At 63.6% G+C, this 11,735-nt stretch carries 11 protein-coding genes; 8 read left to right on the top strand and 3 right to left on the bottom strand.

Features of this window, described 5'->3' with window-relative positions; genetic code table 11:
• Nucleotides 1-54: 54 nt before the first annotated feature.
• A complete protein-coding gene (locus ACPFL9_RS03815; RefSeq protein WP_426005942.1) occupies nt 55-852 on the top strand; it encodes an SDR family NAD(P)-dependent oxidoreductase in 798 nt (265 codons plus the stop codon).
• Nucleotides 849-2,135 carry an acyl-CoA dehydrogenase family protein gene (locus ACPFL9_RS03820; protein ID WP_426005944.1) on the top strand — a complete coding sequence of 429 codons (1,287 nt, stop codon included), beginning with the start codon at nt 849-851 and terminating at the stop codon, nt 2,133-2,135. Before ACPFL9_RS03815 ends, ACPFL9_RS03820 begins: the two co-directional genes overlap by 4 nt.
• A gap of 4 nt (nt 2,136-2,139) precedes the next feature.
• Here ACPFL9_RS03820 and ACPFL9_RS03825 read toward each other — a convergent pair whose 3' ends face one another.
• The 3 genes from ACPFL9_RS03825 to ACPFL9_RS03835 form a co-directional block, all read right to left on the bottom strand.
• A complete protein-coding gene (locus ACPFL9_RS03825) occupies nt 2,140-2,976 on the bottom strand; it encodes a DUF1684 domain-containing protein (RefSeq protein WP_426005945.1) in 837 nt (278 codons plus the stop codon).
• Nucleotides 2,977-3,170: 194 nt separating this feature from the next.
• Nucleotides 3,171-4,511 (bottom strand): Ig-like domain-containing protein, encoded by a 1,341-nt coding sequence (locus ACPFL9_RS03830; RefSeq protein ID WP_426005946.1) that lies wholly within the window; start codon nt 4,509-4,511, stop codon nt 3,171-3,173.
• 86 nt (nt 4,512-4,597) lie between these two features.
• Nucleotides 4,598-5,134, bottom strand: a complete 537-nt coding sequence (locus ACPFL9_RS03835; protein ID WP_426005947.1) for a hypothetical protein — start codon at nt 5,132-5,134, stop codon at nt 4,598-4,600.
• A gap of 367 nt (nt 5,135-5,501) precedes the next feature.
• On the opposite strand from ACPFL9_RS03835, the gene ACPFL9_RS03840 reads away from it, so the two are divergent.
• The 6 genes from ACPFL9_RS03840 (at nt 5,502) to ACPFL9_RS03865 (ending at nt 11,734) form a co-directional block, all read left to right on the top strand.
• Nucleotides 5,502-7,097, top strand: a complete 1,596-nt coding sequence (locus ACPFL9_RS03840; RefSeq protein WP_426005948.1) for a sigma-70 family RNA polymerase sigma factor — start codon at nt 5,502-5,504, stop codon at nt 7,095-7,097.
• Nucleotides 7,098-7,203: 106 nt separating this feature from the next.
• Nucleotides 7,204-8,118, top strand: coding sequence for a PIG-L family deacetylase (locus ACPFL9_RS03845; RefSeq protein WP_426005950.1), 915 nt, complete (start codon nt 7,204-7,206; stop codon nt 8,116-8,118).
• On the top strand, nt 8,118-9,032 hold the full coding sequence (locus ACPFL9_RS03850) for an ATP-grasp domain-containing protein (RefSeq protein ID WP_426005951.1): 915 nt from the start codon (nt 8,118-8,120) through the stop codon (nt 9,030-9,032). The genes ACPFL9_RS03845 and ACPFL9_RS03850 overlap by 1 nt, the downstream gene beginning before the upstream one ends.
• Complete coding sequence (locus ACPFL9_RS03855) at nt 9,029-10,303, top strand: glycosyltransferase (RefSeq protein ID WP_426005952.1); 1,275 nt, start codon at nt 9,029-9,031, stop codon at nt 10,301-10,303. The genes ACPFL9_RS03850 and ACPFL9_RS03855 overlap by 4 nt, the downstream gene beginning before the upstream one ends.
• The gene (locus ACPFL9_RS03860; protein ID WP_426005954.1) at nt 10,300-11,424 is read left to right on the top strand and encodes a hypothetical protein; all 1,125 of its coding nucleotides are present in this window, start codon (nt 10,300-10,302) and stop codon (nt 11,422-11,424) included. Before ACPFL9_RS03855 ends, ACPFL9_RS03860 begins: the two co-directional genes overlap by 4 nt.
• Before the next feature lie 22 nt (nt 11,425-11,446).
• Nucleotides 11,447-11,734 carry a hypothetical protein gene (locus ACPFL9_RS03865; protein ID WP_426005956.1) on the top strand — a complete coding sequence of 96 codons (288 nt, stop codon included), beginning with the start codon at nt 11,447-11,449 and terminating at the stop codon, nt 11,732-11,734.
• Nucleotide 11,735: the final 1 nt, after the last annotated feature.

Here is an 11,735-nt window from a genome sequence, read left to right on the forward strand (position 1 = left end):
CACAATTCCAGTTAACATGCATTAACGGATTTGAGCCGGCATCGAGGAGGATGGATGGACATCAGGGGGACGGTGGCGCTTGTCACCGGTGGCGCGTCGGGTTTGGGAGCGGCAACCGTCGAACGGCTCCACCATGCGGGCGCATCGGTGGTGATCGTGGACCTGCCGCAATCAGCAGGGGAATCCTATGCCGCCCAACTCAATGAAGCTGGTGGGGATCACGGAGCCAAGGCTGTCTTCGCTCCGGCAGATGTGACCAACGAAGCCAAGGTCCAGGCGGCCGTCGATGCCGCAATGGCCCTTGGGCCGCTCCGCATCGCGGTCAACTGTGCCGGCGTGGCCACCCCCGGCAAAGTCCTGGGGCGCGACGGCGTACTGCCCTTGGAAACGTTCAACAAAGTCATCCAGATCAACCTGGTGGGAACCTTCAATGTGGTCAGATTGGCTGCCGCAGCCATGGCCGGGACGGAACCCGTTGCCACAGAACTGGGCGGCCCGGAGCGTGGAGTCATCATCAACACGGCATCCGTGGCCGCCTTCGAAGGGCAGATCGGCCAGCCAGCGTATGCAGCATCCAAAGGCGCAGTGGCGGCCATGACCTTGCCCTTGGCCCGTGAATTCGCCCGTTCACTGATCCGTGTGGTGACCATCGCGCCGGGCATCTTCGAGACGCCTATGATGGCGGGTCTGCCCCAGGCGGCCCAGGATTCGCTCGGCCAGCAGGTACCCCACCCCGCCCGGTTGGGCAGGGCCGCGGAATACGCAAACCTCGCCGCGCATATCGTGGAAAACGCCATGCTCAACGGCGAGACCATCCGCCTGGACGGGGCCATCAGGATGGGGCTCAAATGATGGGTGACTACACTGCGAGTCCACTCCCGGCACCCGCGTCAGGGCCGCCATCGAACGTCACCGACGCAGCCGTCAGCGGGTTGCCCACCGCCGACTTCTTCGATTTCGAGTCGCTCCTGAGCGTGCAGGAGCAGCGGAAACTCAACGAACTGCGGGCATTCCTGGCCACCGAAATCGCCCCGTACGCCGGTGAGTGGTGGGAGAAGGCCGAATTCCCCGCACACATCCTCCCAAAGCTCGCCGCGTTACGCCTCAGCGCTCCGGCCCAACGCGGCTATACGCACCTGTTCGCGGGACTCGTCATCGCGGAAATGACGCGGGTGGACACATCGATCGCAACGTTCTTCATGGTCCACCACGATCTCTTTGTCGAGTCCCTTTACGACTTCGGCAGCGACGCGCAGCAGGACAAATACCTCGACGACGCTTCCAACCTTCGGACCACTGGCGCGTTCGCACTCACTGAACCGGCCCATGGGTCCGATGTCGCCGGAGGCATGCAAACCACCGCCCGCAGGGTGGACAGGGACGACGTCGACGGCGGCACGTACTGGGTGATCAACGGCGCCAAACGCTGGATAGGCAACGGGACGTTCTGTGACTACATGCTGGTCTGGGCCAAAGATGAGGCCGACGGATCGGTCCGGGGCTTCATCGTGGACGCTTCTTTGCCCGGAATCACCAGGACACGCATCGAAAACAAGATCGCGCTCCGAACTGTACAGAATGCCGACATCCTGTTTGAGGACGTGCATGTGGCCGAGTCCGACAGGTTTGCCAGCATCGGCAGCTTTGTCGACACCAACCACCTCTTGCGCGGCTCCAGGATCATGGTGGCCTGGCAGGCCGTTGGCCAGCAGTTGGCTGCCTTTGACGTGGCGCGGCAATACGCTGTGGAGCGCCTGCAATTCGGCAAACCACTGGCCCGGTTCCAGCTCATCCAACAGCACTTGGTGGAGATGCTGGGCAACGCCGTGGCCAGCATGGGAATGATGGTGAGGATCGCCCAACTCCAAGAGGACACCTACACAGATGCACAGGGCGTCCGCCACGGTGGCGCGGACATGGCGCAAGTGGCACTGGCCAAGGCGTACTGCTCTGCCCGGATGCGGGAAACGGTGGCACGTGGCCGGTCCATCCTGGGCGGGAACGGAATTGTCACGGACTACAGGATGGCCAAGATCTTCGCCGATGCCGAAGCCATCTTCACCTACGAGGGATCATATGAAATCAATTCGTTGATCGTGGGACGGGCAGTGACCGGGGTGTCCGCGATCGTCTAGCCGGTCAGTCCAGGTCTTCCTCCGGGAGCTTCTCGCCGGCCTCCACTTTTACATCGACCGAGTTGCCACGCACGGGCATGGGGCAGGTCCCATAAGGAGTAAAAGCGCTGGGATAGTTGATGGCACGGTTGAAGTCGATCACCACTGAACCGTCAGGGCGTGGCCGGGGAATGAACACCTTCCGCCATTCGTCCGTGGTGTCGCCGTTGGTTTCATCATGGAACGTGACATTCAGGGCGCCCAGCTTTTCCGCCTCGGCGTGGAGCCGGATCTCGTGGTCCACACCGGAAATACGGAACACAATCTCGCCCACGGAGCGGTGAACGCCGTCCACCAGCGGGTTTGCCGTTCCGATCGGGACGTCCACGGGCTCGGGATAGGCCTCGTACCGGCCTTCGATGACCCAGGCTGGGTTGTACTCAAACGTGGGCACACCATGGAACCCGGTGAAGACGGGCGAGCCGGTATCCCTGGTCCGGATTGCGTACCTGTTGGCACGCATCGCGAGTTCGACCACCACTTGGTTGCCTGCCGGTCCGCCGTACTGAACCCACATAAGCGATTCTTCGTCCTGCAACACCGCCGTCACGGTGCCTTCCACCGGATGCCCGCCGTCAATCAAGGTCAACCCGTCCGCCGCGGTGGCAGTCAGGCGTGCCGTGTCACCTTCAACAGACCAGAGCCCCGGAACGAGTTCCAGTTCGCTGGGCTCCTTCTCCAGCCATTGGAAGGATGTCAATGTCAGCCAGCCGTGGTCCGCAGCCAGGGCAGCGTTCCTCCCTGTACGGAACCGTTCCCACCGGGCACGTTGGGCGTCAATGGACGTGGCTGGGGCGTTCATGGTTCTCCTCCGCTGGTTGGCCGCACGGGTGGCGCGGCCCGCAATCACCTCAACCCCGGGTGGAGGGCCGGCATTCCCGAGCATAACCACAGGATGCGGCAGTCTGGCGCATCCTGTGGTCGTCCTGCTGGAAGCGGCTCGCGCTGGCCCCCAATACATGCCAGCGCGAGCCGGGTCTCATGGCCCCGGGTGGATTAGTGCCTGCGCGCCCGGCGTGCACCCAGGAAGGCCAGCACCGATCCCACAGCCAGCAGGGCGGCAGCCGCGAAGATGAACGCCGCGCTGTGGGCGCCGGTCGTGGCCAGCGGTTCCGGTGTGCCCGAAGCCGGTGGGGCGTCGGAGGGCACGATGCCGATGCCCGGGGAGGTGGTACTGGGGCTTGGCTCCGCGGTGGGCGTTGCGCTCGGCGTCACGCTGGCGGAGGGGGTTGCCGTGGGCGTTGCGCTCGGCGTGGGGGTCGCGGTCGCCGTAGGGGTGGGCGTTGCGCTCGGCGTCACGCTGGCGGAGGGGGTGGGTGTTGCGCTCGGAGTTGGGGTCGAGGTGGCGCTGGGTGTGGGAGACGGCGTCGCCGTGCCGTTGCCCGTCCCACCGGCGCTGGTCCTTTTGGTCTCCGCACCCACAGTGGTTTCTTCGCCGGAAATGACCACGGTTCCATTGTTCTGGTAGACATCCAGCGCCGGGTCCGTGACCTTGGTGACCACGAACAACTCAACCCTTTCCCCTTCCGGCAAGCCCGTCCAGGAGGCGGTCAAGCGCTCGGGGCTGCAATCGATGACTGCCGGGTAAAGCTCGTTGTCCAGCGGTTCAACGAGGTTGCCGTCGTCGTTAACGGATCGTCCAACCCGGGGTGTCACAGCACTGCAATCAATCTCCATGCCCTCGGCAGGAACGTCAGTGACCACTACGTCATTGCTGTCGGAAGCCATGGGTGGCATGTAGAAAATGGACTCGAGCTGCGTCTGTGCAGAATCAGCCCACCACATGCCCTTCCCGGCGGAGGTTGGCGGAGTGGGTTCGCAATCGGAGGTGCACTCGCCGGCATCGGGAAGCGGAACCCGAACAACACTGGAGCCCACGGTGAAGACCAGTTCGTCCACGCTGCCGTTGCCCGGATCCAGAGCATACTGTGTGGTGAAGTTACAGGTGCCGCCAACGTTCAGCGGGTGGGACGCCACAAAGTCGGTGAGCGTGAACACCACCCGGCCTTCATCGTCGGCCACCGCAGTGGCGACAGTTTCGCCGTCGTCGTTCTTCAGGTCGAAGGAAGCGGTACCGAACCATCGCAGTTCGGAAGGAAGCTGAAGGCTGAAAGTGTCTCCAGGTTGGGAATGGTCGGGTACGGACCACTCACAGGTCAGGTCGACCTGGTCCCATTGTGAGTTGACCACTGACTCCGTGTGAAGCGCAACGCTGGCTTCCGGTATGTCCGCGGCGGAGGCCGGGAGGGCCGACCAACTCAGCCCGATAAGGGTCATGGCCGCAGCCAGGATGGCGGCCACCAGCGAAGTGGTGGTGAGGTGGATCTGCTTAATCATGTACTGGATGGTCCTTTGGCCGATTGGAATTGTTCGTCAAGGACTGAGTGATTGCAGCACTGTTTTCGTGACGCCCACGTGGTGGTTCAACACGTGTCGGGTGGGCCTTCCTGCAGTGCGGTCAGGGACACCGACATCGAGAGCGGATAGAACTTCAGCCTCGCGGGGCTTAGCGTTTCCAGGGCCAGGGCCTCTACGGACTTCCTGCAGTCGATGAGGCGCAGGAGGTTTCCGTCGTTAACGGGAAACAGGACATGGATCGCGGAGTTCTGATACATCGCCATGGCACCGGTTCCCTTCAGCGTCCGCTGGACGGTATCGCCCACCAAGGCCAGGAGAGTCCACCGGTGGCTGCGACCCTCCCGGGGAGGCGGCAAAGAGATGACTGCCAGGGCATGCCCGCCGGAAGCGTCGGGCACTTCCGCTGAAAGTTCGTGGATCCGGCGCTGGAAGTGGGCGCGTGTGGCCAGTCCTGTATAGACATCGGTGCACGAGATGGGCGGGGCAATTTCCGCCACTTCCGCCCATCCCTCTGCTAGTGACTGGAGAGCGTCGATATCCACCCGCTGTTCCGCGGCCACGAAGAGTGCCCGGAAGTCGCTGATGGTTTCGGTGATGCTCACCCCGTTCCTTGCGCGGGCCGCGCCGAGTGACTTGGCCGTGGGAGCGGGAACCGTGGAACGGGTGGCAAGGGATGTCACCACCGTTCGGACCTCAGGGAGAAACCAGTCCGCTCTGAACCGCCAACCCCTCTGATAGCTGGCTGTCTGCCATCTGCGCAGCAAGAGATGCCGCGAGAACGTGCACTCGGCGGTGGTCTTTGTCCGGAACGATGTCATATCCCAACAGTGCGGGCGGAGCAGCATTCGTGACGTTGTACCACTCGTCGCGAATTGTTCAAAGCTTTGTACTTATTGGCGTCATGACTCGTGCCCTCGAGCCACTTCGACTATATGGGCACGAATTTATTGGTCATGGGGGTGCCTTAAAGTGGCACAAGGAACATCGTCGGGCAGCAACTCCCACAACAGTGTGGAGAGCGATGGCGACCTGGTGAAGCTGGTCCGTGGTGGAGACGTGTCGGCCTTCGCCGGCTTGTACGAGCGCCACGTATCCATAGCCTCCGCTGTTGCGCGCCGCAACGTGGATAACCCCAGCGATGCCGAGGACGTTGTGGCAGAGGCATTCCAGTCCGTTCTGCAAAGCCTGGTGGCGGGGCGCGGGCCGGACAACTTCTTCCGGGCATACCTCCTTTCCACGGTGACCAGGTTGTCGCACCACAGGAACCGCCGTGCCGGCAAAACCGTGCCCAGCGGGGACGAAGCGGTTCTCGACACTCCGCTTGCCGAGCCCGATTCAGCTGTCGCAGCGTTCGAGTCCCAAACTGTCGCCAAAGCATTCCGTTCCCTGCCGGAAAGGTGGCAGGCTGTGCTCTGGTATCTGGATGTTGAACGGATGAAGCCCGCGGCCGTTGCTCCGATCCTGGGCTTGTCGCCGAATGCCGTGTCAGCCCTGGCATTGCGGGCACGGGAGGGCCTGCGCAGGCAGTACCTTCAAGCCCATGTCGCTGAGCACCCGGACAAGGGCTGTGCCGATTTCGCGTCCAAACTGGGCAGTTATCTTCGCGGCGGGCTATCCAGTGGAGCTGAGCGCAAGGTCCGGGAGCACCTCAATGGGTGCACTGGGTGCACTGTGGCCCTGGCCGAACTCAAGGACGTCCAGGGAACCATGAGGAGTGTCCTCCTTCCCCTGATCACTGGCGTTCCGCTGGCTGCCTGGGCTGGAAAGGGAGCCGGACTGGGAGTCCTCGGAGGCGTTGTACCGGCCAAGGTTGTTTTGGGCATGCCGGTTTTGGCCCAGCCTGCCGTCATGGCTGTTGTGTCGGCTGCTGGACTGGGCCTGGTGCTTGGTGGACTGGGATTGATGGATCACCTGGACCAGGGTCCCCTGCCGGAGCGGCGGTCCGTCCAGACCATGGCCGATCCCCAGGTGACCGTGCAGGCCCCGTCGCCTTCCACCTCACCCGCTGCAATACCCAGCCCCCTCCCTTCCGTGCCTCCGCAGGCCTCGGATCCGGCTCCGCCGGTCCCTGAACCAGCGCAGCCCGCCGTTTCAGCGCAGCCCGCCGTTCCGGAACAGTCCGCCGTTCCCGAACAGCCCGCCGTTGAAACCCCGCCACCAGTTCCTCCTTCACCTTCGGTTCCACCTGCCGAACCAACGCGAGTGGATGCCCCTGCAGCAGTCACCACCTACGTTTGGTCGGCGAAGGACCGTGAGGCGGGTCTTACTGCCATGCAGGTTGACTTTGCTGCCGACGGCACCGAGCCGTTGGGCCCCGGCATGGCCGTCTTCGCCGTGGAACAGGGCTCCAAGATTCAGGAAAGCTCACTGAAAGCTCCGGAAGGCTGGTCCTGTTCGCTACAGGAAGGAAGACGGGTGCTGAGGTGCGTCACCAAGTGGGTTGAGCGTGGCGAGCTTCATTTCCATGTGACGGCCGAATCGAAGCGGCAAAGGGACCCGGAAGTCCTGACGTACTCGCTGAGCGGGACCGGCCTGGCCACAGGTGAGTTTGCCTACAAGTACTGACCTTGTCCCACCCAACAGCGTCATGAAAATTCGCCTTCCGCCACTGATTCATCGGCAGTATCCACGGACCGGTACTGCGCATGTATCGAGGGAACATAGGGGAAGAATGAGAGCAACGTTGTTTGCCGTTGCCGGCGTTTTAGGGGCAGTGGCCCTCGTGGGAGCCCTGCTTCCCGCAAGCCAAGGCTGGTACGTTCGCAGATTCAGCACACCGCACCGGCTGCGCTGGATCACTGCGGTGCTGGGTGGCTTGCTGATGGTTGCCGTGGCAGGGTGGGCAATGGTCCCGGAGTTGCGTCCTTGGATGGAAATCGTGATCCTCCTGGCGGCCACGGGGCTCGTGGTTGGCTTCCTGGTGGCGCCGGCGCTCAGGATCGATCACGCGACCGCCACCGAACCCCGAAAGGTGTTGGCTATCGGGGCACATCCGGATGACCTTGAACTCGCCTGTGGGGCAACGCTGGCGAAGCTGGCAGATGCCGGACACGAGGTGCGGACCATGGTGATGAGTTCGGGATGCAAAGGCGGCGACAGCGCCGTCCGCGCCGGCGAGGCCCAGTCAGGGTCCGGATTCATGGGAGCTTCCGCCGTGCAGGTGCACGACTTCAGGGATACCCTGCTGTCCGACCATGGCCAGGAGATGGTCCAGGCCATCGAGGCATACATCAATGACTTCAAGCCCGACGTCGTGATGACCCACTCCGGAAACGACTACCACCAGGACCATCAGGCTGTTCACAGCGCCACCATGAGGGCCGCCCGGAAGCACTCGTCCATTCTGTGCTTTGAGAGCCCGTCTTCCACCCGGCAGTTCAACCCCAGCGTCTTTGTGGACATCGCCGGATATGTCGACGTCAAGATCCATGCGGTTTCCATGCACCGGAACCAAAAAGGCAAGCCGTACATGAGCGCCGAAAGGGTCCGCAGTCTCGCGGCCTTCCGGGGTTCGCAGGTGAAGACCGCCTACGCGGAAGGCTTTGAACCAGTCCGGCTGCTTGGCTCGGCCGTAGGGGAGTTCTGATGGCGCGGATTATGGTGACCGGCGTGGGCGGGCCGGCAGGTGCTTCCCTCGCCACGCAACTGCGACTGCGGGGGCACTGGGTCCTGGGTGTGGACATGCGGGACGTCAATCCCCGCACGGCAGACGCCGTTGCCCGGGTGTCCAGCTCAGACGCCCCCGCTTACCTGTGGGAGCTAAGGGGGCTGGCTGCCAAGCATGGAATCGAACTGGTGGTGCCTACGGTCAGCGACGAACTGGTTTTGATGGCTGACGCACGGCTTGATTTTGCTCCGGGAGTGGAGGTGCTGGTGGCTGACCCTGCCCCGGTGCGCATAGCCAACGACAAATTCCACACCATGCGATGCCTCGATACCGCCGGTCTCGGTGTTCCGGACTTCGGCCTCCCGGGCACCTTCGGCTCGGCCGAAGAAGCCATGGATCTTCTGGGCGGCCCCGTGGTGGTGAAACCTCGGGTATCGCGCGGCGGGCGGAACGTTCAGCTGCTGGAACGCCTGTCCGATCGTGGACGGAACGCAAACCGCATCTGGGCCACGCTGAATGACAGGTGGATCGTGCAGCGGTTCGCCCCGGGAACCGAGTACGCGCCGGTCGTCCACAGAAGCAACCATTCACAGGATATCGTGGTGGTCCTTGAGAAGACGGCGCTCAAGGACGGCAACCTCGGAAACGCTGTGTCCGTGCGCCGCAGCGAACCTCCTGCCGACCGGGACGTGGCAGAGTTGGCCCTGTCAACGGTGGAAGCCCTCGGACTGACGGGGCCCGTGGATATTGACATCAGGCGGATGGCCGACGGCAGCCCCGTGGTCCTTGAGGTCAACGCAAGGTTCGGGGCAAACAGCGTCCACGCCCCGGAACTCGTGGACACCGTCCTTGGACGATTGGCCCCGGACGCCATGGTGGGACGGCCAGGTTGATCATCATCGATGCCGCGCTCGCGTTTGTGCAGATTTGCGGGACCATCATCCTGGGCTTCGGAGCAATCAAGATCGTGTATGTCCCATTGGCCCTGTACTTCAACCGCGTGCACCGGCCACCGACGGTCAAGCACAGGTACTCCGTCATCAGTGGAAAACCCTTGGTCTCGGTGATCGTTCCTGCCTACAACGAGGCCGTGGTGATCACCAACTGCGTGGAGTCGATCCTCAGGAGCCGCTATCTGCTGCTCGAAGTCCTGTTGGTGGACGATGGCTCTACCGACTCGACGGCGGAGATCATGGCCGGTCTCGCAGCCCAGTACGATCGCGTCAGGTTTCTCTCACAGGCCAATGCCGGCAAAGGAGCCGCCCTTAACACCGGCATCGCGGCGGCACAAGGCGAGATCCTGATGTTCGTCGACGCCGACGGCATCTTCGCCCCGGACACATTGATACACATGCTGGAGGGCTTCGACCATCCGAAAATCGGAGCCGTGTGCGGCGACGACCGTCCGGTCAACCTCAACCGGATACAAACCATGATGCTGGCGGTCCTCAGCCACGTGGGCACCGGATTGGTGCGCAGGGCGCTCTCGCTGACCCACTGCCTTCCGATAGTTTCGGGCAATATCGGTGCCTTCCGGGCAGACCTGGTCCGCAGCGTCGGGGGTTTCCACGAGGACACCTTGGGGGAGGACCTGGAGCTCACTTGGAGGGTCTACGCGGCCGGGTACCGGGTACGGTTCCAGCCAAAGGCCCTGGTGTATGCGGAATCGCCCTCCACCATCGGCGGACTGTGGCGGCAACGGGTGCGTTGGTCGCGTGGACTCCTGCAGACACTCCGCCTGCATTTGGGCATGCTGGGGAGGGCCCGGTATGGACCGTTCGGGCTGTTCCTGGTCTTCAATGCGATCACCATGGTGGTGATCCCCATCCTGCAACTGGCGGTCCTGGCGATACTGCCGTTCCTCTATGTGGCGGGCAAGGGCCCCATCCCCGGGGAGATCCTGGCCATCCTGGGATGGCTGGGCCTCTTCATCTCGGTTCTGCTGATCGTGTTTTCCCTCGGGCTGAACCACTCCTGGCGCGATCTGCGGTATGTCTGGACGGTTCCGCTCTGGCCGTTCTACTCCGTTTTTGTGGGCCTTGCCCTGGCAAACGCCATCGTCAAGGAACTGCGGGGGAGCCCGGCGCGGTGGAACAAACTGCAACGGACCGGCGTGGTGTCCGTGACGGCCCTGGAAGGCGACGCAGCGGGGAACCCGGCATGAAGCGGACTGTGCGTTCAATGATCCTGATGCTGGCCACCGCCTTGGCATCCACCGTAGTGGTGACCGCCTCCTCCGCAGAGGAACGCGACCGGCCCTCCGATCGCATGGTCAACCTCGGCTTCGAGGACATCGTCGGCACCGCTCCGGAGTATCTGGATAGCCTGGCCGCACGGCTCGATGCCGTGGACGCCACTGCGGTGTCCATCTCCGTGGGCCGGACTGATTGGACAGCTTTTCCGTGGCCCGGCGACCTTGGTGCTGCCTCCAGCAGCGTTGCGGACACCGGCCGGGATTACGTCGCTGAGGCCATGGCGGCGCTGGGTACGGCAAGCGATGGCACCAAGCGGGACGTCGTCCTGACCGTGGATGTCCTGCTGGACCGGGCCCTTCAGGAAACACCCTCCTTGGCGGGGCGCGATGTCACCGGCACCAGTTCCACTGCGTTTGCCAGCGTGTCCGCCCTGCGTCACGGCGGGGCCGGGACTCGGTTGGTCAGGCTTGCAGCCTTCGTCGCGGAAAGGTACCGGCCGGACGCTGTGGATCTTACGGAGCTGATGTTTGACGGCTTCACGTTCGGCAGTGAAGACCTCCGGGACTTTACGGCGACAACGGGGCAACAGGATTGGCCCCGCAAGTCCAACGGTGCAATCGACCAAACAAACCCCTACATCAAGACCTGGCGCAGCGAGGCAGTGGCGGACATCGTCCGCAAGGTGGCTGCCGCCGTCGAGCCCTTTGGCGTCAGGGCAGAGATGGACGTGCGGTCGCCAAAGAAGTCAGCCACCGGTGACCGTGCAGACAGCGGCCATGATTATGACCTCCTGCTCAAGCAGTTGGACCGGCTCCACGTCTGGCAGTATGTGGGACTCAACGACGAGCGGGCACCACGGACCGAAGAGCTTGCCAGCGCCATGGACCGCCGGGCGGGGCCGCGCATGTCGCTGTCGCTGGGGTTGTGGTCACAGGACGGCATCATCTCCGCAGAGACGTTCGCCGCTGCGCTTGAGGACGCGGTCCGCGGTGGCGCAACCTCGGTGTCCGTGACGCCGGCAAGCCTGATGACGGAGGACCACTGGGACGTGCTGGAGGCCGCGTGGGCGGACCAGGGTTCCCCGCCCTGACTGGCGGGCGTACCCTGAGCGCATGGGGATGGACGGGTTGTTTTCGGCGCTGGTCAGCATCGGTCTCATCGTTGCCGCAGTCTGGGGCGGTACGCGGTTGATCCAGCGGGGTGTGCCCGGCAAGGGCGCTACCGGCACCCTGGGCAGCGTGTTGTCCATGATCGATCCCGCCACGGGTGCGCCCACCAAGCAGGAATCAGCGGCGGCGGCAGAGGAACTGCGCCAACGCCGGCATGAACGCTACGCAGCCGGGCCACGGACCCCGGGTATCGATTCTGCACGTTCCGATCCAGGTGACGCCAGGATCTGAG

This window comes from Paenarthrobacter sp. NyZ202 (assembly GCF_049860755.1).
GTDB lineage: Bacteria > Actinomycetota > Actinomycetes > Actinomycetales > Micrococcaceae > Arthrobacter.